A 24,733-nucleotide genomic window follows, 5' to 3' on the forward strand; every position below is an offset into this window, starting at 1 on the left:
AACACTTCCTTCAATCAGAAGTTATTTTGAAAGCGGAAATAGAGCAAGCGCTTCATACTTCGGCGTTCGCTCTAAATGTGTTTGATATAACACGATCTGGCCGACGGGAAACGTCGCGTTTATTCTTGGTCTCATTTGAAGATCGTTCAAAGAAAACGCTTCATTTCCTTGCCATTTGCGCGCAATCGTAATGTGCGGAGTAAACGGCCGCTTTTCTAGCGACAATCCGATATCGATACAAGCGGCATACACATCGCGTTGCAACGCAAATAATTTTTCTTCCTTTTCCACCCCTTGCCATAAAATGCGCGGCGCTGTTCGGTTGCCAAACGTTTGTATTTCTGATAACGATAAGGCAAATGGAGCGTGTCGTTTTGCCACTTGTTCCATCGTTTTGCATATTTCATCTATTTTCATCGGCGGAACATATCCTAAAAACGCCAATGTAATATGATAATCTTGTTGATGCACCCATGTGCGAAATGGAAATGTAGAAGCGATTCCTTCTTTCCATCCCGCTATTTGTTTTTTTACTTCATCAGCGATAGGAACGGCGATAAAATAATGCGTTTTTTTCATATTTTCCCACCTTTTCTTATGAAGGGAACTTTTTTGCATTGATCAAACGAATTCCGATGAGTGAAAGCATTCCAACAAAAGTGCAAATGCTGAAAAATAAATATACAGCCCCAATATGGCCGCGGTCAAGCATATATCCGCCAATAAACGTACAAAACCAAACTCCTAATCCGTTTCCGACCGCGGAATAAAGCGACACTGCCGTCGCCCTCACCTGCTTTGGCGCAATATCACGCACGTATTGAAGCGCCGCAGGAATAACCAAGCCAACGGAAAGGCCTTGAACAACCGCCGTAATGTACACGAAAAAAAGCGGCGGCTCAAAAAAGTAAAATAACCAGCGCGCGCATGATACAGCGGAAGCGAACATTAAAAGCGGGACCATTCCAAATCGATAAATAAGCTGATCTGCCATTTTCATGAACGGAGCTTCGCTTCCCGCCGCCAATAAAAACGCGATCCCTATTCCCGTCAGCGTGCCGCCGAGTTGCTTAATGAATATGCCAAAATAAAAGTTATTCGCTAAAATAGGGCCAAAAATAAGAAAAGTAGCGAGCAACAATAATACAAATTGCGGAATTTGAAACAGCTGCGCCATTCTTCGCAGCGTTTCCGGCTTCATCGGCTGGCTTTCCTTTGGAAGCCGCCAAGCAAGCAATCCAGATAACATTAGCATAAATGAAAACAAGTAAAAAATAGAAACAAGCGCAACGCGGTCTGATAACCATCCACCGATCAGCACGGCAACAGCGAAACCGATCGATCCCCATAAACGAATCGACCCATACTTTTTGCCATTCTTTTGCACGTAATGAAGCGCGATGCTATCGGAAATCGGAATGATCGCGCTTTGTGCAGACGCAAGTAAAATAGCCATGACAACAAGCCAACGGTACTCGTCAACAAATGAATACAGCAATCCTATCAACGAAGTGGCAAACAGCGCGATTGTCAACATGAGAACCGGCTTACGCGTGTAATCTGTCATCATTCCCCAAATCGGCTGCACAAAAATCGTCGTAACCGGGCTGATGGACATAATCATTCCGATCTCCGCCCCCGAAAGGCCGGCAACCTCTTGTAAATATACGGATAAAAGCGGAAGCAATGTGCCGAATGCAAAAAATACAAAGAAATAAAATAGCGGAAACGCCGCTTTTCCTGTCGACTCCCCTCGTTTTAACGTCGCCTCCATGTTTGGTCCCGCACCCTTTCATAAAAAGCACCGCTCTAAACAGAGCGGCATACATCATTTTTCTTTATCGTAACATATGTTTGAAAATTTTTCATTTCGCTAATTCATAAATAGCTTGAGCATAAATCGCTGTTGCTTTCAACAGATCATCGATAATGATATATTCATCCTTTTGATGCGCTACGTCCGGCCGTCCCGGAAACATCGGCCCAAACGCTACTCCCGCTTTCAGCGAACGAGCATACGTGCCGCCGCCGATGGAAAGCAAAGAAGCGGGTTCGCCCGTCTGTTCTTCGTACACGCGCTGAAGCGTCTGCACAAGCACATGATTTTTATCGACATGATGCGGCTTCAAACCGCCGAAACGCTCCAGCACAAAACCGTGCTGCGCGGCAATGTGCTCTATCTTGCCCTTCATTTGCTCTATATTTGTTGTTACCGGATAGCGTATGTTAATGCCGATCTTGCCACCAGATTGTTCATGATATGACAATATTCCGACGTTCACTGTTAAATCGCCGGTAATCTCGTCGCTATAAGCGATTCCTAACGCTTTTCCGCGAGAATCAGCGAAATAGTCCGTCACAAAGCGGATAAACGCTTGCGCCTGCGTATCTAGCGAAAGCGCCGAAAGCCACTTTGCCAACCATAAACCAGCATTTTTCCCGTTTTCCGGCTCCATCGCATGCGCAGAAATTCCTTCCAATTGAAGAGTAACAGTATTCCCTTTCACAACAGCATTTCCATTCATGTTCGCTTCATGAAGAAACTGGCGATACTGCTGCTCGATTTCTTGTTGCCGATCAGAATGAACGAGCAATACCGCTTCAGCGAAATCAGGGACCATATTATAACGGCGTCCCGCCTGAAACGACTGCAGGCGAATCTCGCTGTCTTCGCTCGTTCCTGTCCGTTCCATGCGCAAATCGATATCAGCAATCCCTTTTTCCGCATAAATAATCGGAAAATCCGCATCTGGCGCAAATCCCATCGTCGGCATTTCTTCATGTTGGAAATAATGTTCGACACAGCGCCATTCGCTTTCTTCATCTGTTCCGATGATCATGCGCACCCGTTTTGACAGCGGCAATCCAAGCTCCTTCACAATTTTCATCGCGTAAAACGCCGCCATCGTCGGTCCTTTATCGTCGATGGCACCGCGGGCGTATATTTTTCCGTCGCGGATTTCCGCGGCAAACGGGTCGCTTGACCAGCCATCTCCCGGCGGCACAACATCAACATGGCATAATACACCGATTAACTCATCCCCTTGTCCGATTTCAAGATGTCCGGCAAAACCATCGACGTTTTTTACCGCAAATCCTTCTTCTTGCCCACGCCGCAGCAAAAACCGCAGCGCCTCGTCCACTCCGTTGCCAAACGGCGCTTCTTCTGTAGCGTCTTCTTCATTAAGGACGCTCGGAATCCGCAATAACGCCTGCGTATCTCGGATCAGTTCCTCTTTCCGCTTCAATACTTCTTCCATCCAATTGATGCTCACCGCAATTCTCCCTTTCTTTTTTCTTTTTCTCTTGTTGTCACCGTAACATAAACGAATCCATAAAGTCAAAGTTTTCTTTTTTTACGATCATGTTACTATTGTATTAAAAAATATTGAAATATTTTGTTAATCTCAGCAAAGCGGTAGCATTTTTCGTCCAGTTTCGTGTAAAATGTAGTAAAAGACAACAAGATATAATCTCTCATCTTAGAAGCAGCGATGTTGTGCCATGCGAATTATGTAACGATAGGGAGTGGTCTTTTGAAACCTTCGACACATCGTATGCTAACACGAATTAAATCCGTCTATTTGTACATTAGCGAAAAGGGAACGGTGACGACACAAGAGCTTGTTGAGGAGTTCGGCACCACCCCAAGAACGATTCAGCGCGATTTAAACGTGTTAGCGTATAACGACCTAGTTCGCAGCCCTAGCAAGGGCAAATGGACGACAACCAACAAGAAGGTGAGAATATCTTCTTGATTGGTTCTAAGAAGAGAGACAAAGGTGAGAGGTTATACGCGAAAATGAATGAACCTCAACATACCCAAAAGCGAATGCACATTCCGTTTGTATAGAAAAAGGAACCTGAAAAAGGTTCCTTTTTTTTGCCATTTTAAGGGCGAAACTGTTTTAACATTTCCACTTCTTCGTCCGTCAATTCCCGATATTCGCCGACCTCTAACGATGGGTCAAGGACGAGCGGCCCCATTTGAATCCGTTTTAAATAGACAACTCTTTTCCCTAGCGCCCGAAACATCCGCTTTACTTGATGAAATTTTCCTTCCGTAATCGTCACTTCCACATCTGAACGAAGTCCTGACTTTAAAATAACAAGTTCCGCCGGCTTTGTTTCATATCCATCATCCAAAACAACGCCGCGGCGAAATGATGCGATATCCTCTTCCGTCACCTCTCCATCAATGACGGCAAAATACGTTTTCGGCACATGCTTTTTCGGGGAAAGCAGCTGATGGGCCAATTGACCGTCATTCGTCAACAATAAAAGCCCTTCTGTATCTTTATCCAACCGGCCAACAGGGAAAGGAGCAAACGCACGGTCTTCCTCTTCTAGCAAGTCAATCACCGTTTCTTCCACGATATCTTCCGTCGCCGAAATCACCCCCGGCGGCTTGTTCATCATTAAATAAATAAACTCTTTATATTCAACTTCCTCTCCCCGCACCGTCACGACTTGCTCGCTCGGATTTACTTGTGTCTTCGGATCTTTGACGATCACACCGTCAATTTTTACGACACCGGACTTTAACAATTTTTTTACTTCTTTTCTTGTTCCATAGCCCATGTTGGCAAGCATTTTATCGATGCGCAGCCCCATACGTTCACCACCTTTAAAAAATTTGCTCTTATTAGGCGTTTGTCTAGTCCGCATTCTCCCTATTTCCATACACTATGAAAGAAAATGAAGAAAGGAGATTTGCCGATGATGGATTACTATCTTCCAATGGCGGATGATTACCGTCAGCAACCGCCTACTTCTCAGCCTTTTGGTCCCGGTTATCCGGGCTTTCCGGGAGGTTTCCCGGGAAACATTCAGCAACGGCTCGAGCAAATCGAGCGGACGCTAGAACGTCATACGGATCGTCTCAATCGTCTTAATCGCCGCTTGCAGCGCGTCGAGCGCCGGCTTGGACTTCCTTATACGGAAGGATTTTAATCTTTTAGAAAAGAAGAAGGCGTTAAACCGCCTTCTTTTCCTTTCTGCGGCGCAAAAAGGCAAAGCGATCGCCAAACAGTGAGGAAAGCAGGCCAGACCGGTCGCTGAAAAAGAAATACACCGCTGCGCCGATAAGCGCACCAATTGCAACAATGGCGATCGATTCCGCTGCTCCGCCATGATAATGAAGCACCGCTTTCAAAATCATCTGCACAATCATCACAAATCCGGACATAAGCGCCGTTAATATCGCCATAAAAATCGTGCGGCGTATGACAAACTGATACCGATAGTTCGTGTATCTTTTAATAATCCATAAATTAAAGGAAACCGAAACGAAATAACCGAACATCGTTGCAAGTATCGCGCCGATCGTCGCAAATTTTGTAATCAAAAACGTATTGAGAGAAAGCTTCACAAGAAGTCCTAACGTTAAGCTGACGACCGAAAAGCGCTGTTGATTAATGCCCTGCAGCACGGCCGCCGTCACAGAAAACAATGCGAACAAAATGGCTGTCGGCGCATACCAGCGCAACACTTGCTCTCCAAGCGGATCATAGCTATAAAACGCGGCATAAACCGGCCCTGCAAGAACCGCCATGCCGGCAACAGCAGGCAATGTTAAAAACATTAATACTTGAAACGTCTGGTTTAAATATTTCCGCAACGATTTTCGGTCTCTTTCCACATACGCCTTTGTAATCGTTGGAATTAACGTCAAACTAAATGATGTCGCCAGTGTTACCGGAATAATGACGATTTTCTGCGCCCACATATTAAAAATCGAATAAGCATGCTCGGAAATTTTCCCAAGCCCTATGTTCGCCATCGCATGGTTAAAAGTAAACTGATCAATTAGCTGGTACAGCGGCATCGCCAGACCGACAAAAACGAACGGCGCCGCATAAAGAAACAATTCTTTGTACATTTCTTGCAAGGAAAGCGACATTTGTCCGCGATCCCTCTTTAACAAATCGTCAAGATACGGCTTTCGCTTCCACCAATACCAAATGAGAATCACCAATCCGCCGAGGGCGCCGACAAAAGCGGCAAACGTCGCGACGCTGACGGCGGTGACGAGAGAACCTTCCAACACGCGCAAAACGACGTAACAACCGACAAGCAAAAAGGCGATGCGGACGATTTGTTCGACCACTTGCGATAGCGCTGTCGGTCCCATCGACTCATGTCCTTGGAAAAACCCGCGGATTAAGCTCATGACAGGAACGATAATAAGCGCAAAACTCACCGCGCGAATAACGGTCACAACGTCATCGATAGAATTGACATTGGTCCGTTCATCAATAACAAACGGAGCAATCCATGGGGCAATCGTATATAAAACAACGCAAGAAACGACGCCGGTAACGATCATTAACCGCAATCCTGACTGAAATAGCACATAACCGATACGATACTCTTCCAAAGCGTTATATTTCGACACAAACTTGGAAACCGCCAGCGGCAGCCCTCCCGTAGCGAGGCTAATGAAAATTTGGTACGGCACATATCCATACCCGTAAAGCGCGCCGCCTTGCTCCCCCACAAGTCGATAAAACGGAATGACGTAAATTAAACCGAGAATGCGCGACAGCATGACACCGGCTGTTAAAATAAACGTCCCGCGCAATAATTTCGACGTAGACATAGGATCCCTTCCCTAACTTGATCGCATTGAAAATAATAACTATGTTATTTTATCATATTTTTGATAAAGTCGAGAAATTTTCCCCCGCTCCATTATAATCAAGACGGAAAGGATCGTGAAGAAAATGATATATGAAGTCGTCGTTATCGGGGGAGGACCGTCGGGATTAATGGCGGCAATTGGCGCTGCGGAACAAGGGGCGAACGTGCTTCTTATCGAAAAAGGAAGCAAGCTAGGGCGAAAGCTCGCTATTTCCGGCGGCGGGCGCTGCAATGTAACGAACCGGCTTCCTGTCGAAGAAATCATTAAACACATTCCGGGAAACGGACGGTTTTTATACAGCGCTTTTTCCGAATTCAATAATGAAGATATCATTCGCTTTTTTGAACGATTAGGCGTACAGCTAAAAGAAGAGGATCATGGCCGCATGTTTCCGGTAACCGATAGCGCGCAGTCTGTCGTGCAAGCGCTAGTGAACGAGCTAAGACGGTTGCATGTAGATGTCCGGCTTAACACGCCGGTGGCCGACGTTGAGTACGCGCACGGAAAAGCGATAGGCGTAACGCTAAAAAGCGGTGAATTCATTGATGCAAAAGCCGTCGTTGTCGCCGTTGGCGGCAAATCCGTTCCGCAAACAGGCTCGACGGGCGACGGCTATGCTTGGGCGGAAAAAGCGGGGCATACGATCACCGAGCTGTTTCCGACCGAAGTGCCGATTACATCAAACGAACCGTTCATTCAAGAACGGACGCTGCAAGGATTGTCGCTGCGCGACGTCGCTTTAAGCGTCTTAAAACCAAACGGAAAACCGATCATCACCCATCGGATGGACATGCTGTTTACCCATTTTGGCATTTCCGGCCCCGCCGCCCTGCGCTGCAGCCAATTTGTCGTCAAAGCGTTAAAAAAATACGGGACAAATTCCGTCGCGATGAGCATTGACTCGCTTCCTGACCAAAATAAGGAAGAGCTGTTTCAGTATATTGCCCATTTATGCAAAGAAGAGCCTAAAAAAGCCATCAAAAACGTGTTGAAAGTGTTGCTACCGGAACGATACGTCTTATTTTTGCTAGAACGAAGCAACATCGATCCGCAAACACCGGCTGGAATGCTCGCGCACGAAAAAATTCGAACGTTCGTTCATCAATGTAAACAATTTACGTTTCACGTTCACGGCACATTGCCGTTAGAAAAAGCGTTCGTCACCGGCGGAGGCGTTTCCGTCAAAGAAATTCACCCGAAAAAAATGGCTTCGAAATTAATGGAGGGGCTTTATTTTTGCGGCGAAATTTTGGACATTCACGGCTATACGGGAGGATATAACATTACAGCAGCCCTTGTTACCGGAAGGCTTGCCGGAGTGAACGCAGCATTGCATGCAATGTCTTTAAGGACCTAACGGGCTACGTTAGGTCCGATAAATGACCATCGCCGAAAAGCAATAAATTTGCTCTCCTTCTGATTCCATCAAGGCGACATCATATTTCACGTCGATCAGCTGCCCTTCTTTTAGTTTGGACAAAAACGTATTCACTGCTCGCTCCAAATCTTTTTCATGCTCTTCGTCGAACAGCTTCACTTTATACATTGTTACGTCCCCCCTTATTATCGCCGCCTTTCATTTACTCATTTCTTTTACAAAGAAAAAATTCCTTCACTCTTCGCTGATAAAAATTTATAATCATTTTTATGAGTAGCTGTTTGCAAAAAAAGCGTTTGCCTGTTTCCATGTTGAAACAGACAAACGCTTTTCACTTTGCGCATTGATCGTCTTTCAGCCTATTCGCAACATTGACGTTACTTTTTCGGAACGGTATCTCCTTCCCATTCGAGCATGCCGCCGACCATATTGCAGACGCGATAACCTAATTCCTGCAAATAGCGGCAAACATTTTCGCTGCGGCGCCCGGAGCGGCACACGAAAATGTACTCTTCCTCTTTATTGAACTCATCGAGCCGGTTTGGAATGTCTCCCATTTTAATATGTTTTGCGCCTGGAATCATACCGAGCGCCACTTCCTCGTCTTCGCGCACGTCCACGATGTTTAGCTTTTCGCCGCGCTCAAGTTTTTCTTTTAATTCCGCCGCCGTAATTTCCTTAATTTCTTCCATACGTCGAATCTCCTTTCAATGATGCGCCCCTCGCGAAAAGGAGGGGCGTTTTTTGATCAGTTTGCCACAATGTTGACTAGTTTTCCCGGCACCGTAATCACTTTACGCACTGTTTTTCCCGCGATATGTTCTTGAACTTTCTCGTCTTGCATCGCCGCTTGTTCCAGCTCTTCTTTCGATAGGTCTGCGCGCACATGCAGTTTTGCTCTTACTTTTCCGTTCACTTGGACGACAATTTCGACTTCCTCTTCGACTAATTTTGACTCGTCATACGTCGGCCATGGCTCATATGCGATCGTATCGTTATGGCCAAGTTTTTCCCATAATTCTTCCCCGATGTGCGGGCAAACCGGCGACAATAGTTTCACAAATCCTTCCATATATTCTTTCGGCAATTCCGGCGCTTTATACGCTTCATTTATAAACACCATTAACTGCGAAATCGCCGTATTAAAGCGAAGCGCTTCGTAATCTTCCGTCACTTTTTTCACCGTTTGATGATAGACGCGCTCAAGCGTATCCGTTTCTGGATTTTCGACAATTTTCGGATTCAACTCGCCATTTTCTTGGACAAATAGGCGCCAAACACGGTCTAGGAAGCGGCGCGCCCCGTCCAATCCTTTTGTCGACCAAGCGATCGACGCTTCAAGCGGCCCCATGAACATTTCGTACAAACGCAGCGTATCGGCGCCGTGGCTTTCGATAATATCGTCCGGGTTGACGACATTTCCTTTCGATTTGCTCATCTTTTCGTTGTTTTCCCCAAGAATCATTCCTTGGTTAAATAGTTTTTGGAACGGCTCTTTTGTCGGTACGACGCCGATGTCGTATAAAAACTTATGCCAAAAACGCGCGTACAATAAGTGAAGCACCGCATGCTCCGCCCCGCCGATATACACGTCAACCGGCAGCCATTTTTTCAATTTTTCTGGATCGGCAAGCTGCTTGTCGTTATGCGGGTCAATATAGCGCAAATAATACCAGCAGCTTCCTGCCCATTGCGGCATCGTGTTTGTTTCGCGGCGCCCTTTTTTGCCCGTTTTCGGATCGACGACATTGACCCATTCTTCGATGTTCGCAAGCGGCGATTCTCCCGTGCCTGATGGTTTGATTTGATCTGTTTTCGGCAGCTTTAACGGTAGCTCCTCTTCCGGCACCGGCGTCATCGTGCCATCTTCCCAATGGATGATCGGAATCGGTTCGCCCCAGTAGCGCTGGCGGCTGAACAGCCAGTCGCGAAGGCGGTACGACACTTTCTTTTGCCCTTTTCCGTTTGCTTCTAGCCATTCAATCATTTTTTTGATCGCTTCTTCTTTGTTTAGGCCGTTTAAGAAATCGGAGTTAATATGCTCTCCGTCGCCTGTGTAAGCCTCTTTCGTAATATCGCCGCCGGCGACGACTTCCTTGATCGGCAAGTTAAATTTTTTCGCAAATTCGTAGTCGCGCTCATCATGCGCCGGCACTGCCATGATCGCACCCGTGCCGTAGCTCATTAGCACATAATCGGCGATCCAAATCGGAAGTTTTTCGCCATTCACTGGATTAATGGCGTAAGCGCCCGTAAATACCCCTGTTTTTTCTTTCGCTAAATCGGTGCGTTCAAGATCGCTTTTGCTTTTAATGGAATCTAAATATGCTTCTACCGCCGCTTTTTGCTCCGGAGTCGTAATTTTTTCGACAAGCGGATGTTCAGGCGCCAACACGGTGTACGTTGCGCCAAACAGCGTATCTGGGCGGGTCGTAAAGACAGTGAACGTTTCATCATGCCCATCAATTTCAAAGCGAATTTCCGCGCCTTCTGAACGCCCGATCCAGTTTCGCTGCATTTCCTTGATGCTTTCCGGCCAATCCAATTCTTCCAAGTCTTCCAAAAGGCGGTCTGCATATGCCGTAATGCGAAGCATCCATTGTTTCATCGGCTTGCGGATGACTGGATGGCCGCCTCGTTCGCTTCTGCCGTTAATGACTTCTTCGTTGGCGAGCACTGTTCCTAACGCCGGGCACCAGTTGACCGGGACTTCATCCATATAGGCCAAGCCTTTTTCGTACAGCTTCAAGAAAATCCATTGCGTCCATTTATAGTAATTTGGATCAGTCGTATTGATTTCCCGATCCCAATCGTACGAAAATCCTAATGATTTAATTTGGCGGCGGAACGTATTAATGTTTTTTTCGGTAAATTCCGCGGGGTCGTTTCCGGTATCAAGGGCGTACTGCTCCGCCGGCAAGCCGAACGCGTCCCATCCCATCGGATGAAGCACGTTATAGCCTTGCATTCGTTTCATCCGCGCTAAAATATCCGTTGCCGTGTAGCCTTCCGGATGGCCGACGTGCAGCCCTGCACCAGACGGATACGGAAACATATCCAACACGTAAAATTTCGGTTTGTCGTCATCATCGACCGTTTTAAACGTTTTGTTTTTTTCCCAATAATCTTGCCATTTTTTCTCGATTTCGCGATGATTAAAGCTCATTGCCCTTCCTCCTGTCTTTTTTTTCATATGAATCATTGTCGACCAAGATACGTACGAAAAAACCCCCCATCCCAAAAGGGACGAGAGGTGAAAATCCCGCGGTACCACCCTTATTAGCACGCGCGGCGCGTGCTCGCTTTCATCATTAACGCAGATTCACGGCGGACATTACGGGGCGAAAGCCGCTCATGTCCGCAACTCCGAGGCGAGTTCGTGAACAAACTTCGGTTGACTCGCACCGACCGTCAACTCTCTGTTGTCCGTTTTGTTCACTACTACTCCTCTTCACCGTTATTATCGATATCGTTCGTGATAATATTTTAAAAAATTTGTCGGTTTATTGCAAGTGCGGGAAAATGGCGCTTATATGTTATATATGTCGTTTTTATCCGCATGTAGTGAGTTATTCGTCTATTTTATGCCACATTTCCGGCGGATTCAACTCATAGATGCCGTTTTCGCGATACATGTAGTTATTCATGATAAATTCGCGGCGAATCGTGGCGTAATCTTCATGGAATTTTTTAATGTGCTCATTAATTTCTTTTTCTGTATACCGTTTTCCCGGTTTCAACCCTTTTAGCATATGCTCAAGCACAATCAATTTCTTCTTTCTTTGCGCCGGAATATTTTTTAAGCGGCCGTCGCTTGTAAAAAAGTTGTCGATCACTTTTTGGCGTTCTACAAATTTCTCTTTCATTTCTTTTTTCACCTCGTTTTGTTCAGTTAAATCAAGCAATGCGTGCGCATAATGCTGTACTACGGACGGCTGTAAGTAAAAATAAATGATGTTTCCATCGCGTCGTTCATAAACGATGTTCACGTCGCGGAGTTTTTTCAGATGATGGGTAATTGTCGCCGGGGTCAATCCAAGTTTTCCGGCGATTGCTTGACCGTGCAGCGGCCCTTGCGACAGCAGTTTGATAATGCGAAGACGCGTTGGATCGCCAATCGTCTTAAAAAATGTTACTAAACGATGTAACTGCATGGCTCCCCTCCATATATTTGATAACTATCTAATTAGATATATATCTAATTAGTTGTCCGTTGTCAACCTCTAGCAGATAAAAAATAAGGAGTAGAGAACATGTCTACTCCACGGTAACCGTTTGTTTCTGTCTTTAGTACTTTTTTTGGCAATTTTGTGTAGTTCACAAAAAAGCGCTTGTCGATTTCGACACTCTTTCCTTCTATTTTGCGCGCTGCTTCGCTTTTTGCGGCTGTCCGCCTGTTTGTTCGTACGCTTTTTTCGCTTGTTTTACCGGGTCAACATCTTTTCCTAATTCGATATCATCGTTGTTGATGCCGTTTCTCGTTTTTTGTTCAGGATTGTTTCGCTTCGAACGTTTTTTCACGACGCGCTCCCTCCTTAATGATTGAGCAAAATCATTTCATTTTGCAATTGCTCGAGCTGCAAGCGCATCCGGTGCAATTGTTCGCGCTGTTGCGCATTGCAACTAAGCGCCAAATGCGCCAAATCATTTACCGCGTTCTCCAGCATTTGCTGCGCTTGTGCATATTCTATGTCGTTGTAATGTTCTTGCTTTTGCGCCTCTGTATATTGCTCTTTCGCATAACGGATGACATCTTCGCAATGCTGGAGAAATTCAGCGACCGATTGCCGCGTTGCCATAGCATTCCCTCCAACTGTATAATCGTTTATCTCATCTTTTAATGTGTGCATTTTATTTTGCGGATATCACGTGAATGATTGGCAATAGTCGATTTTTCTTAACAATCATGTTACAATGCTAAAATGATATGATTTTCGATAAGGAGGGAGCTGTTTTGCAACAGCCCAACCCATTTCCATATACAAACGACCATAAACGTTACCATACATGGAACTACCATTTGCGGCAAACGTTTGGCTATAAAGTATTTAAAGTCGCTCTTGACGGCGGCTTTGACTGCCCAAACCGCGACGGGACGGTGGCCTATGGCGGCTGCACGTTTTGTAGCGCAGCGGGGTCGGGCGATTTTGCCGGCAATCGCGCCGATGATCTTGTTACCCAATTTAATCAAATGAAAGAAAAAATGCACAAAAAATGGAAAAACGGAAGATATTTAGCTTATTTTCAGGCGTTCACGAATACACACGCTCCCGTAGACGTATTGCGGGAAAAATACGAAACTGTCTTAAACTTGGACGGAGTTGTCGGGCTGTCCATCGCCACGCGCCCGGACTGCCTTCCTGATGATGTCGTCGAATATTTGGCGGAACTGAACGAGCGCACGTATCTATGGATCGAGCTCGGGTTGCAGACGGTCCACGAGCGGACGGCGTTGCTGATCAACCGAGCCCACGATTTCCAATGTTTTGTCGATGGAGTCGAAAAACTGCGCAAACATGGGATCCGCGTTTGCGCGCATATTATTAACGGGCTGCCGCTTGAGGATTACGATATGATGATGGAAACAGCGAGAACGGTAGCAAGCATGGACATTCAAGGGATCAAAATCCATTTGCTTCATTTATTAAAAGGGACGCCGATGGTAAAGCAATACGAAAAAGGATTAGTCCAATTTTTGTCATTTGAAGAATACGTAAACCTTGTTTGCGATCAGCTGGAAATTTTGCCTCCGGAAATGATTGTGCACCGAATTACAGGAGACGGCCCAATCGATTTAATGATCGGACCAATGTGGAGCGTCAACAAATGGGAAGTGTTAAACGCAATTGATGCAGAACTTGAACGTCGCGACAGCTATCAAGGGAAGTATTACAAAAAAGAAGTGGTGAAACAATGAAATTGGCGAAAATTCTCCCTTTTACGCGAACGTTGATGGACCTCGCCGTGAACGAAGGGGATATCGCCGTCGACGCCACGGTCGGAAACGGGCATGATACGCTTTATTTGGCACAGCGCGTAGGAGAATCCGGCCACGTGTTCGGCTTTGACATTCAAAAAGAAGCGATTGCGGCAACCACCGCCCGCCTTCAAGAACATAACATGTTAAAGCGGGTGACGTTATTTCAAGCAAGCCACGATCAACTGATCGAAAAAATTCCCGCTATTTATCATGGCCGCATCACCGGGGCGATGTTTAACCTCGGCTACTTGCCTGGCGGCGATAAACGGATTGTAACAAAACCGGATTCCACGATCCGCGCCATTGAACAATTGCTACAAATTATGGCGAAAGAGGGAATCATCGTCATCGTCGTTTATCATGGCCATCCAGAAGGCGCAGTCGAACGCGACGCGCTTCTTCACTACACAAAAGCGATAGACCAAAAGCGGGCTCACGTATTAAAATATGAATTTATCAACCAAATGAATAACCCGCCCTTTATTATCGCGCTCGAAAAACGATCGTGAGGCTGTCCTCCCAATTGGAGCAGCCTCTTTATTTTGCGATGAAGGAGCGCTTTTTTTGCCATAACCGATATGCTTTTCCGTTCCAATAAAAAAACCAAGAGATGATTCCGCCAGCCCGAACAAGCCTTTTCGCAAGACGGCGCAGTTCTTTTTGTTTTTTCACTTTTTCATCCGATAAATATAAGCCGAGCAACCCGCGATGAATAAGGCGGTGAAAGTCCCCATGCGGCAATTCATTCACATGGCGGTCCGCCTCTTCAATAAAATGGCAAAGCCGCTCTAACAACACGGACTCATTTGGATAATAAAAACAAAAATTTAAATCTCCTCCCAAGCGATCTTCCTCTTGGTCAATAAAGTAATCAAGCAAAATATGCAGCCCTTGAATATACGGAAAATAACCGTCACGTATTTGCTTTGCCATTTCCTCATGAAACGTTTCGGCAAACGCGTAGGCAACTAAGCAAAAAATGCCTAGCGTAGAGCCGGAACAAGCAGAAAACTCATACCATTCCATCGGCGGAAGCTGATCTTTATATTGCTTGAACCACTTTTCGAGGCGAGGGACACGCTCCTCGACATTCACATGTTTATGTACTTGCAAATCACAATAATATCCAGCCAATTCATGCAAAAACGGAACAATTTTATCGTAATGCGTTACTTTCTTTAAAACGCTTTGACACGTTCGTACAAGGTCATGTAAATAGCCGCCATCGTCTTGTTCTTGGCGGTGCCGATAATAATTCGAAACGCCGGCATCAATCGATAAAGCGTCAGGCATCGATTCATGCAAGGCGCGAAAATCAAGGGGATCCAATGAAGTGCTTCGATCGCATAAATTATCTAAGTAATCGCTGATCGTTTGATAGGCAACAATAAAACGAATGCACTCTTCCATGTTTTCTCCTGCTAACAACGATAAAATCGAGCCGCCTTCACAGTGAAACGTTTTTGTTTCAATGCTCGCCAACGCTTGTTTGCGAAGTTCCGCGTCTGGAATATTTTGTGCTCTTTGTTTCCAATATGCCAATTCGCGATGCACAACTGGAAAAACGTCGCGATATACTTTTTTCATAAGAGTGATCGGATGTGTCGGAATTTTCAATTGGCTCACCTCAGATGCGTTTGCGTTATCTAACGATACAGTCGGCATTGTGTATCTAAAAACGATTTTGCATATAAGAAAACATCTTCTCGCTCCGGTTCATTAAAAATTTCATGGTATAATTTGTTCCATTCTTTATACACTTTTTCCGATATCGGCAAACGGTCGAACCATTCTTTTACTGCTGTTTTATCGACAATTTTATCGTCCCCGCCTTGCATCAGCAACAACGGAATATCAGGAAATCGCTGAATACGGCGGGAAGCCAATTCCATCGCCTTTATTAGTTCGCGGTACCAACGAACAGATACTTTCGTTACATACAGTTCATCCTGTTTATCCGCCTCATGCACTTCTTTATTTCTTGTCGCTAACTCGACAGACAAACCCGAATCGATTAAAAGGGATGGAGCAATATAATTCAATACTCTTGATAACATATCAAGCCCTTTGGAAGGATACGACACAAGCCCTAAACACGGGGAGGACAGAACAACGCCTTGCACAGGAAGCCTTTTTTCTTGCAATGCGCGGATGGCGACAAGCCCTCCCATACTATGTCCAAGGAGAAACACCGGTACATGAAATTGTCTCGCTTCTATGATCCAATCGGCGACCTCATTAATATATTCATCGAACGACTGAATATGTCCGCGTTTTCTTCTCGTCGCCCGCCCTTGTCCAGGCAAATCGCCTGCGACAACGTGATAACCGCTTTTTACCAACTGTTCAATCAGCCATTTATAACGCCCGTGATGCTCTGCCGCACCGTGGACAATCACAACCGTTCCTTTTCCTTCATTTGCTTCCCATGTCCACATCGTGCAATCTCCTCCGTTTACGAATCGTGCCACTATCTGTACAATAATAATACCGAACCATTTTATAAAAGGAAAGGGACGAAGCGTATGATTTATCCGTACAAAGGAAAATCTCCGAAAATCGCGGAATCTGCCTTTATCGCCGATTATGTCACCATTACCGGCGATGTCGTCATCGGAGAAGAAACAAGCATTTGGTTTAACACCGTGATTCGCGGAGATGTCGCTCCAACCATTATCGGCAATCGCGTCAATATTCAAGATAACTCCGTTTTGCATCAAAGCCCAAACAATCCGCTGATTATTGAGGATGGCGTAACGGTCGGCCACCAAGTGATTTTGCATAGCGCCATCATCCGAAAAAACGCTTTAATCGGCATGGGCTCGATTATTCTCGATGGCGCGGAAATTGGCGAAGGGGCGTTTATCGGCGCCGGAAGCCTTGTCCCGCAAGGAAAAAAAATTCCCCCGCACACGCTCGCGTTTGGCCGGCCCGCTAAAGTCATTCGCGAACTGACCGACGAAGATGTCCGTGAGATGGAACGAATCCGCCGTGAATATGTAGAAAAAGGGCAATATTATAAATCGTTGCAGCAAGATAAACAATAATGGAAACGCCGAGCAGACCGATTCGCTATAACGGGATATTAACCAAGTTATTTAACGGGCCGCAGACAGAGAAAATAAAAAAGCGGTGAAATCTGATTGTTTGAAATACATGGATGCAAATAGGAAGACAGGCATCGCCTAGCCTCCGATTAAATAGGCTGGGAATGCCTGTCTTTTTTATATAGGCGAAAAAAATCATACTTCTTTTCAATATAGACTTGATGCCAAACCATAAATGCTAGCACGGTCCAAATTTTGCGGCTATGATCCGCCTTATTGGCGCAATGCTCTTCTAACAGACGATATAACACGTCTTTATGGAATAAATGTTCAGTTTCGCTTTCTTTGATAATCGTTTTTGCCCAATCATACATTTCATTTTTCAGCCAATGGCGAATCGGTACCGGAAAACCAAGCTTTTTGCGATGAAGAACATGCTCCGGGACAATGCCTTCTGCCGCTTTGCGCAAAATATATTCGTTGTATTATTGGCCGTTTTCATTTCCGGCGGAATTTTTGCCGCCACTTCAAAGACAGCCTTGTCTAAAAATGGGACGCGCAATTCCAATGAATGTGCCATCGTCATTTTATCCGCCTTCAGCAAAATATCCCCGCGCAGCCACGTATGGATATCGATATATTGCATTCGATTCACCGGCGGGTAATGGGTTGTCTCTTCATAAAACGGGCGGGTTATCACTGTATATTCCAACCCATGTTTGTACGGTTTCAACAATCTTTCCTTTTCTTCTTCGCTATACATTTTCGCATTTCCAATGTAACGTTCTTCCATCGGAGTTAATCCGCGCTCAATAAAGCTTTTTCCTTTCACCCCTTCCGGAAGCATAGAAGCGATGGCGCGCAATGCAGGCTTTACCACATCAGGAATTAGCGCAAACACTTTTAATGACTGCGGTTCGCAATAAATGTTGTACCCGCCAAATAACTCATCTGCTCCTTCCCCAGAAAGCACAACCGTTACATGCTTTCTCGCTTCACGGGCGACGAAATAAAGCGGAACAGCTGCTGGATCAGCAAGCGGATCATCCATATGCCACATAATCTTTGGCAATTCTTCCATGTATTCTTCTGGCGAAATAACATAGCTAATGTTTTCGACTCCTAATTTTTCCGCTGTTTCTTCCGCAACCGCTATTTCGTTAAACCCTTCCCATTCAAAACCGACCGAAAAAGTCTTTATGTTCGGGTGGAATTGCTTAGCAATCGAAACGATCAGAGAAGAATCAATGCCGCCCGATAAAAACGCACCAACCGGCACATCACTGCGCATATGAACACGTACAGAATCAAATAAAACATCGCGAATCTCTTTCACTAATTCGTCTTCTGATTTCCATACAGGATGAAAGCCCGCTTTCCAATAACGATGCACCGTTAATTTTTCGCCGATTTTCTTTTTGATATAATGACCTGGCTCCAACTTTCTAATACCAACAGACATCGTCATTGGTTCAGGCACATATTGGAATGTTAAATAATGCTGAAGCGCATCATAATGAAGAACATCCTGTTCCATTGCATGCAAAATGCTTTTCTTTTCCGAGGCAAAAAACGTCCGCCCCTCTTCCTCTAAATAGAAAAACGGCTTAATGCCGAATGGGTCGCGCGCGGCAAAAATGGTTTTTTCTTCTTTATCCCAAATGACAAACGCAAACATGCCGCGAAGCTTCTCTACCGCTTTTTCTCTTTCAGCGCTGTAAAGGGCGATAATGACTTCTGTATCCGAATTGGTGGTGAATTCATATCCTTTTTCTTCTAACTCGTTCCGAAGCTCCAGGTAATTGTAAATTTCACCATTAAAAATAATCCAATACCGCTCATTTTCATAAGAAAGCGGCTGCCGGCCTGCTTCCAAATCGATGATGCTTAAGCGGCGGAATCCGAAATGGACATATTCATCAAAATAATACCCTTGATCATCCGGGCCGCGATATGTAATCATATCATTCATCTCTTCGAACGTGTTCTGCCATTGTTCGTCTGGCATTTTCGGCTCATCATGAACGCATCCGATAAACCCGCACATGTTTTGTTCCACCTACTCCCTTAATCCCCATTAGTTATACCATACATAATAGGACTATAACATTTTATTTACTTTTTTGAAACAATTGTTACTAATTTTTTTCTAATGTTTTTTTTTCGTTACAATCATCCTTGATTCGGCCAAAAAAAGAGAGCTACATCACTGTAACTCCCTTTTTCATATTATTATTGTTTCGCTAACGCAAGAGCTTGCTCTTTCAATGTTTCCGCTTTATCTGTACGTTCCCACGGAAGATCGATGTCCGTGCGTCCGAAATGGCCATAAGCCGCTGTTTGTTTATAAATCGGGCGGCGCAAATCCAACATTTTAATAATGCCGGCTGGACGAAGATCAAAATTGTTGCGCACCACTTCAATTAAAATGTCTTCCGATACTTTTCCGGTGCCGAACGTATCAATGGAAATGGAAACAGGTCTTGCAACACCGATCGCATATGCCAGCTGCACTTCACATTTATCCGCAAGTCCCGCTGCAACGATATTTTTTGCCACATAACGCGCTGCATAAGCTGCGGAACGGTCCACTTTTGTCGGATCTTTTCCAGAAAAGGCACCGCCGCCGTGACGGGCATAGCCGCCATACGTATCAACGATAATTTTTCGCCCTGTTAAACCAGCGTCCCCTTGAGGTCCGCCGATGACGAAACGGCCTGTCGGATTAATGAAATATTTTGTGTTTTCATCGATCAGTTCTGCTGGCACGACTTGCTTAATGACATGTTCTTTAATATCGCGTTCAATTTGTTCTTGTGTAATTTCCGGATGATGCTGCGCTGATACAACGATTGTGTCGACGCGCACCGGTTTGTCATTTTCGTCGTATTCGATCGTTACTTGCGTTTTGCCGTCCGGACGCAAATATGGCAAAATGTCTTTTTTGCGCACTTCTGCCAAACGGCGAGCTAAACGATGTGCCAAGGAAATCGGAAGCGGCATTAATTCTTCTGTTTCATTGCAGGCAAACCCAAACATTAACCCTTGGTCTCCGGCACCGATCGCTTCAATTTCCTCGTCAGTCATCTGACCTTCGCGGGCTTCTAACGCCTTATCGACTCCCATCGCGATATCCGGAGACTGTTCGTCAATCGATGTCAATACGGCGCAAGTATCTGCGTCAAAACCGAATTTCGCGCGGGTATAACCAATTTCGCGAACGGTGTCGCGAACGATTTTCGGGATATCGACATATGTCGATGTCGTAATTTCCCCGCTTACGAGCACAAGCCCTGTCGTAACGCTCGTTTCACATGCAACGCGAGCATTAGGGTCTTTCGCCAAAATGGCATCTAAAATCGCATCGGAAATTTGGTCACAAATTTTGTCAGGATGACCTTCCGTTACAGATTCCGAAGTAAATAAACGTCTTTTTTTTGACATTCGGCAGTTTCCTCCTCTTTTCATAATCGAACGTCTAAATTAGCGGCATTCCCGCAAACTGCAGATGACACGGTACTCATTCCCTATTTATACATATAAAAAACCTTTCCTGTAACGGTGAGGAAAGGTCATTGCAATCGTATTGCTCCTTTCACTCTTATCGTTCAAGGACGCTGCCTTGCCACAGGTTAGCACCATTTCACACATTTCTAGTTGTGACGGTTGCTGGGTTTCATCGGGCCTGTCCCTCCACCGACTCGGGATAAGAGTATCCGTTCAATGAGTTATCTTATCGTAATTAAATAAAGAAAGTCAACAAAATTAGACAAATTTTTTATAAACAAAAATAAGGAAAATAAATAAAAGAAATTTATGATAAATAGTATGGACTAATAATGAAAATGTGTTATACTATTTGCAGATATCATTAAAAATAAAAAGGCAGGTTTTGAAGATGGGAATTGCAAAAATGACAAATAAACTTTCTTTATTATTACAAAAACCAAACGTATTTCACAATTTATCGGTAGCTCAACTCGTGGAAAAAATATTGCAACGGAACGAAGGAAAATTAACCGCAACCGGCGCGGTCGCAGTAACGACAGGAAAATATACGGGCCGCTCCCCGAAAGATAAATACATTGTCGAAGAAGCGGCGACGCAAGCCAAAATCGATTGGGGAACGACAAATCAGCCGATTTCTGAAGAAGTTTTCGAAAACTTATACAATAAAGTACTTGATTATTTAATGAAAAAAGATGAAATATTTGTTTTTAAAGGATTTGCCGGTGCTGATCCAAAATACCGCCTACCTATCCAAGTCATTAATGAATTTGCATGGCACAACTTATTTGCTCATCAATTATTTATCCGTCCGACAGCAGAGGAACTAAAAACGCACGAAGCGGAATTTACCGTTATTTGCGCGCCAAACTTTAAGGCAGACCCTGCTGTTGATGGAACGAGATCGGAAACGTTTATCATTATTTCTTTCGAACGGCGGGTTGTGCTCATTGGCGGAACAGAATATGCCGGAGAAATGAAAAAGTCGATTTTCACTGTGATGAACTACCTGCTTCCAGAACAAGGAATTTTATCGATGCATTGTTCGGCAAACGTCGGTAAAGAAGGGGATGTCGCATTATTCTTTGGCCTATCCGGCACAGGAAAAACGACGCTTTCTGCGGATCCAAACCGCCGTCTCATTGGCGATGACGAGCACGGCTGGTCAAACCGTGGCATCTTTAATATCGAAGGCGGATGCTATGCGAAATGCATCAACTTATCGCGGGAAAAAGAGCCGCAAATTTTTGATGCAATCGGATTCGGCGCAGTGCTGGAAAACGTCGTGATCGATGAACAGACGAGACTGCCAAATTATGATGACGCTACGTTAACGGAAAATACGCGCGCCGCTTATCCAATTCAAGCGATTAATAATATCGTTGATCCTAGCATCGCTGGTCATCCGTCGACGATTATTTTCTTAACGGCAGATGCGTTCGGAGTATTGCCGCCGATTAGCAAGCTGACGCGCGAACAAGCGATGTACCATTTCTTAAGCGGCTATACAAGCAAGCTTGCAGGCACAGAACGCGGCGTCACTTCCCCGCAAGCGACATTTTCTACTTGCTTTGGCGCTCCGTTTTTACCGCTTCCGGCTGTGCGATACGCGGAAATGCTCGGTAGAAAAATTGCTGAACATAACGTGCGAGTGTTTCTCGTTAACACAGGATGGACAGGTGGAGAGTACGGAGTCGGCAGCCGCATGAAGCTTGCCTACACCCGTGCGATGGTGCAAGCAGCTGTCGAAGGAGAACTTGACAATGTTGAAACGGTGAAAGATCCGATTTTCGGTTTAGAAATTCCGATTCATATTCCTGGCGTGCCAGACGAAGTGCTGCAGCCACAAAATACGTGGGCCGATAAACAAGCGTACGCACAAAAGGCAAAAGAGCTTGCCGCAAAATTCCGGGAAAACTTCCAAAAATTTAAACATATCGCTCCGGAAATCGAAGCGCTTGGAGGCCCAATCGCATAACATTTTAAGGAGGGAATCGTTCCCTCCTTTTTTAATTCGTCGAATGCAACGAAATAAGCTCGTATGTGACGATCGTCCGATTGTCGGCAAGCTCCAGCTTTTTCACCACCGCTTGACCGCTCGCTTCGCTTTGTAACGTTCTTCTTACTTCAAGTGGAATATCGATCGGATAAATACGATATCCTTCCTTTTCTAAAATAAATAGATTGTCTTTTACTCGCTTTTCCTTGCCTTTTGTCACAATGAGTGTTTGAAATTCCAGCGGCATGCCCATGAAACACACCCCTTTTCTTTTTATCGTATCATACATCCGGTTGCTGTTTCATCCATTCCGTTAACCGTCGAACCGTTTCGCGATTATCTTTAGGAAGGAAATAATGAGTAAAGTTTGGAAAATACCATGCCGTCACTCGTTTATTTGCCTCTTTTAACCTTTTTTCAAGGCGGTACGCATGTTCAATCGAAACGTTTTGATCTTTTTCTCCATGGATGATCAGCACAGGCGCCTGAATTTTTTCGATTTCATACAATGGCGTTCTCCAGCGGTAGCGCTCCGGATATTTCGTCGGCGTTCCTCCGATCACCCGTTTCAACATTCGCCGCAAATCTTCCCGCTCCCAATATGTCAAGGCAATATCCGAAACTCCGCCCCAGACGACGACAGAACAAACTGTTGGTTCCAAAATCGCCGTATGAAGCGCCATCGCTCCGCCTCTGGAAAAGCCAAATACGTGAATGCGTTTTGTGTTCACTTGTGGGTGCCGCTGTAAAAGCCGAAAACTTGCGATCGCGTCATAACGGTCTTCCCCTGCAAAATCTTCATTCCCTTCCCCTCCTTGATTTCCGCGATAAAACGGCGCCATCACAATAAATCCGTGCGAAGCAAACTGCGTAATGCGAGATAGTCGCACTTGCCCGACGTTTTTGATGCCACCGCGCAAGTATAAAAACCCATCGTATATTCCCGGCGCTTTCGGTTGGGCTAAAAAACCTTTAATTTTCAGCCCTTGGCATAAATATGTAACGAGAAATACATCCACATGCGGATTGGGGGAAGGGAATTTATATTGATCAACGACATATCCGTCCATACGTTTCTTCCTTTCCATTAGGCGTTCACACATTTTTGCCGCGTGCATACGATAAGGTGAAGTAAGTTTCATTTTACCCTTGCAAAGGAGGTTTCCTGCATGAAAAAACTCGCGATGATGCCGCTTTTTCTCTTCCTTCTTATTATCCCGCTTGCTGCCTGCAATCAACAGACAAAGGAGGAAATAAAGAAGGTGCGGGTCGCAGAAGTAACTCGTTCGATTTTCTATGCCCCACAATACGTTGCCCTAGCGAAAGGATTTTTTAAAGATGAAGGATTAAATGTTGAACTCACCACAACATGGGGTGGAGATAAAACAATGACAACGCTTCTTTCCGGCGGCGCCGACATCGCCCTTGTCGGATCAGAAACATCGATTTATGTATACAGCCAAGGAACAAATAATCCGGTCATTAATTTCGCGCAGCTGACACAAACGGACGGAACTTTTCTTATTTCCCGCAAGAAAATAGAAAACTTCACTTGGGACCAACTCAAAGGTAGCACGTTTCTTGGCCAGCGTAAAGGCGGCATGCCACAAATGGTCGGAGAATTCGTCCTCAAAAAACATGGCATCGATCCGCATAAAGATGTAAAGCTGATTCAAAACGTCGATTTTGCCAACATCGCTAACGCATTTGCCAGCGGCACCGGTGATTTTGTCCAGCTATTTGAACCGACGGCAAGCATTTTTGAACAGGAAGGAAAAGGATATATTATCGCATCGTTTGGAACGGAATCCGGTCACGTTCCGTATACAACGTTTATGGCAAAACAAAGTTTTATCCGAAACAACAAAGATACGATCGAAAAATTTACACGAGCGATCTATAAAGCGCAACAATGGGTCAAGTCGCACAGCGCGGCAGAAATAGCTAAAGTCATTCATCCTTACTTCAAAGACACCGATATTCTAATCATGGAAAAAGCCGTCGATCGCTATAAAAGACAAGGAACGTATGCGACAAATCCAATCCTTGACAAAGAAGAGTGGAACAATTTGCAAAACATTATGAGCGAAGCGGGTGAATTGCCAAAACGAATCGATCATGAAACGCTTGTCGATCATTCGTTTGCGGAAAAAGCCATGTCCAAATAACGAAAGCGGGT

Annotated in this window: 24 protein-coding genes, 1 pseudogene, 1 riboswitch and 1 other annotated feature; of the genes and pseudogenes, 8 read left to right on the top strand and 17 right to left on the bottom strand. The window is 45.2% G+C overall.

The window, feature by feature from the left end; translation table 11 throughout:
* Window positions 1–21: 21 nt before the first annotated feature.
* From thpR to pepV, 3 genes are all read right to left on the bottom strand, one after another.
* Window positions 22–579, bottom strand: coding sequence for an RNA 2',3'-cyclic phosphodiesterase (gene thpR / locus BM278_RS01770; RefSeq protein ID WP_090947681.1), 558 nt, complete (start codon window positions 577–579; stop codon window positions 22–24).
* Between the two features lie 16 nt (window positions 580–595).
* Window positions 596–1,774: an MFS transporter gene (locus BM278_RS01775; protein WP_090947682.1), complete on the bottom strand. Its 1,179-nt coding sequence runs from the start codon at window positions 1,772–1,774 to the stop codon at window positions 596–598.
* A gap of 91 nt (window positions 1,775–1,865) precedes the next feature.
* The gene (gene pepV / locus BM278_RS01780) at window positions 1,866–3,275 is read right to left on the bottom strand and encodes a dipeptidase PepV (RefSeq protein ID WP_090947683.1); all 1,410 of its coding nucleotides are present in this window, start codon (window positions 3,273–3,275) and stop codon (window positions 1,866–1,868) included.
* Window positions 3,276–3,536: 261 nt separating this feature from the next.
* Between pepV and BM278_RS01785 the strand changes: the two genes are divergently transcribed.
* Window positions 3,537–3,758, top strand: coding sequence for a DeoR family transcriptional regulator (locus BM278_RS01785; protein WP_090947684.1), 222 nt, complete (start codon window positions 3,537–3,539; stop codon window positions 3,756–3,758).
* A gap of 133 nt (window positions 3,759–3,891) precedes the next feature.
* On the opposite strand, the gene BM278_RS01790 is transcribed toward BM278_RS01785, so the two are convergent.
* Window positions 3,892–4,614, bottom strand: coding sequence for a pseudouridine synthase (locus BM278_RS01790; protein ID WP_090947685.1), 723 nt, complete (start codon window positions 4,612–4,614; stop codon window positions 3,892–3,894).
* A gap of 105 nt (window positions 4,615–4,719) precedes the next feature.
* On the opposite strand from BM278_RS01790, the gene BM278_RS01795 reads away from it, so the two are divergent.
* Window positions 4,720–4,953 (top strand): hypothetical protein, encoded by a 234-nt coding sequence (locus BM278_RS01795; RefSeq protein WP_090947686.1) that lies wholly within the window; start codon window positions 4,720–4,722, stop codon window positions 4,951–4,953.
* A gap of 22 nt (window positions 4,954–4,975) precedes the next feature.
* Here the strand turns inward: BM278_RS01795 and BM278_RS01800 are convergent, their stop codons facing one another.
* Window positions 4,976–6,601: a putative polysaccharide biosynthesis protein gene (locus tag BM278_RS01800; protein WP_090947687.1), complete on the bottom strand. Its 1,626-nt coding sequence runs from the start codon at window positions 6,599–6,601 to the stop codon at window positions 4,976–4,978.
* A gap of 124 nt (window positions 6,602–6,725) precedes the next feature.
* On the opposite strand from BM278_RS01800, the gene BM278_RS01805 reads away from it, so the two are divergent.
* Window positions 6,726–8,000 carry a BaiN/RdsA family NAD(P)/FAD-dependent oxidoreductase gene (locus BM278_RS01805; protein ID WP_090947688.1) on the top strand — a complete coding sequence of 425 codons (1,275 nt, stop codon included), beginning with the start codon at window positions 6,726–6,728 and terminating at the stop codon, window positions 7,998–8,000.
* A 9-nt stretch (window positions 8,001–8,009) separates the two neighbouring features.
* Here the strand turns inward: BM278_RS01805 and BM278_RS01810 are convergent, their stop codons facing one another.
* From BM278_RS01810 to BM278_RS01835, 6 genes are all read right to left on the bottom strand, one after another.
* Window positions 8,010–8,189, bottom strand: coding sequence for a sporulation protein Cse60 (locus tag BM278_RS01810; RefSeq protein ID WP_090947689.1), 180 nt, complete (start codon window positions 8,187–8,189; stop codon window positions 8,010–8,012).
* Between the two features lie 209 nt (window positions 8,190–8,398).
* Window positions 8,399–8,713, bottom strand: a complete 315-nt coding sequence (locus tag BM278_RS01815) for a rhodanese-like domain-containing protein (RefSeq protein WP_090947690.1) — start codon at window positions 8,711–8,713, stop codon at window positions 8,399–8,401.
* Between the two features lie 56 nt (window positions 8,714–8,769).
* Complete coding sequence (gene leuS, locus BM278_RS01820; protein ID WP_090947691.1) at window positions 8,770–11,187, bottom strand: leucine--tRNA ligase; 2,418 nt, start codon at window positions 11,185–11,187, stop codon at window positions 8,770–8,772.
* A 73-nt stretch (window positions 11,188–11,260) separates the two neighbouring features.
* Window positions 11,261–11,485, bottom strand: a binding site (T-box leader).
* A 105-nt stretch (window positions 11,486–11,590) separates the two neighbouring features.
* On the bottom strand, window positions 11,591–12,175 hold the full coding sequence (locus BM278_RS01825) for a DUF2087 domain-containing protein (protein ID WP_090947692.1): 585 nt from the start codon (window positions 12,173–12,175) through the stop codon (window positions 11,591–11,593).
* Window positions 12,176–12,377: 202 nt separating this feature from the next.
* Window positions 12,378–12,542 carry a glycogen biosynthesis protein GlgD gene (locus BM278_RS01830; RefSeq protein WP_090947693.1) on the bottom strand — a complete coding sequence of 55 codons (165 nt, stop codon included), beginning with the start codon at window positions 12,540–12,542 and terminating at the stop codon, window positions 12,378–12,380.
* Between the two features lie 14 nt (window positions 12,543–12,556).
* Entirely contained in the window at window positions 12,557–12,820 is a 264-nt protein-coding gene (locus BM278_RS01835; protein WP_090947694.1) for a YtzC family protein, read from the bottom strand.
* Between the two features lie 155 nt (window positions 12,821–12,975).
* Between BM278_RS01835 and mnmL the strand changes: the two genes are divergently transcribed.
* Window positions 12,976–13,938, top strand: coding sequence for a tRNA modification radical SAM protein MnmL/YtqA (gene mnmL, locus BM278_RS01840; RefSeq protein WP_090947695.1), 963 nt, complete (start codon window positions 12,976–12,978; stop codon window positions 13,936–13,938).
* A complete protein-coding gene (gene mnmM / locus BM278_RS01845) occupies window positions 13,935–14,510 on the top strand; it encodes a tRNA 5-(aminomethyl)-2-thiouridylate-methyltransferase MnmM (RefSeq protein WP_090947696.1) in 576 nt (191 codons plus the stop codon). Before mnmL ends, mnmM begins: the two co-directional genes overlap by 4 nt.
* A 28-nt stretch (window positions 14,511–14,538) precedes the next feature.
* Here mnmM and BM278_RS01850 read toward each other — a convergent pair whose 3' ends face one another.
* Together BM278_RS01850 and BM278_RS01855 are read right to left on the bottom strand one after the other, a co-directional pair.
* Complete coding sequence (locus BM278_RS01850; protein WP_090947697.1) at window positions 14,539–15,618, bottom strand: tetraprenyl-beta-curcumene synthase family protein; 1,080 nt, start codon at window positions 15,616–15,618, stop codon at window positions 14,539–14,541.
* Window positions 15,619–15,647: 29 nt separating this feature from the next.
* Complete coding sequence (locus BM278_RS01855; RefSeq protein WP_090947698.1) at window positions 15,648–16,439, bottom strand: alpha/beta hydrolase; 792 nt, start codon at window positions 16,437–16,439, stop codon at window positions 15,648–15,650.
* Between the two features lie 87 nt (window positions 16,440–16,526).
* Between BM278_RS01855 and BM278_RS01860 the strand changes: the two genes are divergently transcribed.
* Complete coding sequence (locus tag BM278_RS01860) at window positions 16,527–17,048, top strand: gamma carbonic anhydrase (RefSeq protein ID WP_090947699.1); 522 nt, start codon at window positions 16,527–16,529, stop codon at window positions 17,046–17,048.
* Window positions 17,049–17,197: 149 nt separating this feature from the next.
* On the opposite strand, the pseudogene asnB reads toward BM278_RS01860, so the two are convergent.
* A pseudogene (gene asnB, locus BM278_RS01865) lies at window positions 17,198–19,095 on the bottom strand (asparagine synthase (glutamine-hydrolyzing)).
* A 185-nt stretch (window positions 19,096–19,280) separates the two neighbouring features.
* Window positions 19,281–20,492: a methionine adenosyltransferase gene (gene metK / locus BM278_RS01870; protein ID WP_090947700.1), complete on the bottom strand. Its 1,212-nt coding sequence runs from the start codon at window positions 20,490–20,492 to the stop codon at window positions 19,281–19,283.
* Window positions 20,493–20,646: 154 nt separating this feature from the next.
* Window positions 20,647–20,761, bottom strand: a riboswitch (SAM riboswitch).
* A 185-nt stretch (window positions 20,762–20,946) separates the two neighbouring features.
* Between metK and pckA the strand changes: the two genes are divergently transcribed.
* The gene (gene pckA, locus BM278_RS01875) at window positions 20,947–22,533 is read left to right on the top strand and encodes a phosphoenolpyruvate carboxykinase (ATP) (RefSeq protein WP_090947701.1); all 1,587 of its coding nucleotides are present in this window, start codon (window positions 20,947–20,949) and stop codon (window positions 22,531–22,533) included.
* A 31-nt stretch (window positions 22,534–22,564) separates the two neighbouring features.
* On the opposite strand, the gene BM278_RS01880 is transcribed toward pckA, so the two are convergent.
* Together BM278_RS01880 and BM278_RS01885 are read right to left on the bottom strand one after the other, a co-directional pair.
* On the bottom strand, window positions 22,565–22,807 hold the full coding sequence (locus BM278_RS01880; protein ID WP_090947702.1) for a DUF2584 domain-containing protein: 243 nt from the start codon (window positions 22,805–22,807) through the stop codon (window positions 22,565–22,567).
* A gap of 28 nt (window positions 22,808–22,835) precedes the next feature.
* Window positions 22,836–23,624 (bottom strand): alpha/beta hydrolase family protein, encoded by a 789-nt coding sequence (locus tag BM278_RS01885; RefSeq protein ID WP_090947703.1) that lies wholly within the window; start codon window positions 23,622–23,624, stop codon window positions 22,836–22,838.
* A 99-nt stretch (window positions 23,625–23,723) separates the two neighbouring features.
* Here BM278_RS01885 and BM278_RS01890 point away from each other — a divergent pair, with 99 nt between their 5' ends.
* Window positions 23,724–24,722, top strand: a complete 999-nt coding sequence (locus BM278_RS01890; RefSeq protein WP_090947704.1) for an ABC transporter substrate-binding protein — start codon at window positions 23,724–23,726, stop codon at window positions 24,720–24,722.
* Window positions 24,723–24,733 lie beyond the last annotated feature (11 nt).

The organism is Parageobacillus thermantarcticus (genome assembly GCF_900111865.1).
Lineage (GTDB): Bacteria > Bacillota > Bacilli > Bacillales > Anoxybacillaceae > Parageobacillus > Parageobacillus thermantarcticus.

Excerpts from the sequence above, each read along its gene's own strand:
- thpR (WP_090947681.1), bottom strand. The coding sequence starts at position 579 with ATGAAAAAAACGCATTATTTTATCGCCGTTCCTATCGCTGATGAAGTA.
- BM278_RS01775 (WP_090947682.1), bottom strand. The coding sequence starts at position 1,774 with ATGGAGGCGACGTTAAAACGAGGGGAGTCGACAGGAAAAGCGGCGTTT.
- BM278_RS01790 (WP_090947685.1), bottom strand. The coding sequence starts at position 4,614 with ATGGGGCTGCGCATCGATAAAATGCTTGCCAACATGGGCTATGGAACA.
- BM278_RS01795 (WP_090947686.1), top strand. The coding sequence starts at position 4,720 with ATGATGGATTACTATCTTCCAATGGCGGATGATTACCGTCAGCAACCG.
- BM278_RS01800 (WP_090947687.1), bottom strand. The coding sequence starts at position 6,601 with ATGTCTACGTCGAAATTATTGCGCGGGACGTTTATTTTAACAGCCGGT.
- BM278_RS01805 (WP_090947688.1), top strand. The coding sequence starts at position 6,726 with ATGATATATGAAGTCGTCGTTATCGGGGGAGGACCGTCGGGATTAATG.
- BM278_RS01810 (WP_090947689.1), bottom strand. The coding sequence starts at position 8,189 with ATGTATAAAGTGAAGCTGTTCGACGAAGAGCATGAAAAAGATTTGGAG.
- BM278_RS01815 (WP_090947690.1), bottom strand. The coding sequence starts at position 8,713 with ATGGAAGAAATTAAGGAAATTACGGCGGCGGAATTAAAAGAAAAACTT.
- leuS (WP_090947691.1), bottom strand. The coding sequence starts at position 11,187 with ATGAGCTTTAATCATCGCGAAATCGAGAAAAAATGGCAAGATTATTGG.
- BM278_RS01825 (WP_090947692.1), bottom strand. The coding sequence starts at position 12,175 with ATGCAGTTACATCGTTTAGTAACATTTTTTAAGACGATTGGCGATCCA.
- BM278_RS01835 (WP_090947694.1), bottom strand. The coding sequence starts at position 12,820 with ATGGCAACGCGGCAATCGGTCGCTGAATTTCTCCAGCATTGCGAAGAT.
- mnmM (WP_090947696.1), top strand. The coding sequence starts at position 13,935 with ATGAAATTGGCGAAAATTCTCCCTTTTACGCGAACGTTGATGGACCTC.
- BM278_RS01855 (WP_090947698.1), bottom strand. The coding sequence starts at position 16,439 with ATGTGGACATGGGAAGCAAATGAAGGAAAAGGAACGGTTGTGATTGTC.
- BM278_RS01860 (WP_090947699.1), top strand. The coding sequence starts at position 16,527 with ATGATTTATCCGTACAAAGGAAAATCTCCGAAAATCGCGGAATCTGCC.
- metK (WP_090947700.1), bottom strand. The coding sequence starts at position 20,492 with ATGTCAAAAAAAAGACGTTTATTTACTTCGGAATCTGTAACGGAAGGT.
- pckA (WP_090947701.1), top strand. The coding sequence starts at position 20,947 with ATGGGAATTGCAAAAATGACAAATAAACTTTCTTTATTATTACAAAAA.
- BM278_RS01880 (WP_090947702.1), bottom strand. The coding sequence starts at position 22,807 with ATGGGCATGCCGCTGGAATTTCAAACACTCATTGTGACAAAAGGCAAG.
- BM278_RS01885 (WP_090947703.1), bottom strand. The coding sequence starts at position 23,624 with ATGGACGGATATGTCGTTGATCAATATAAATTCCCTTCCCCCAATCCG.
- BM278_RS01890 (WP_090947704.1), top strand. The coding sequence starts at position 23,724 with ATGAAAAAACTCGCGATGATGCCGCTTTTTCTCTTCCTTCTTATTATC.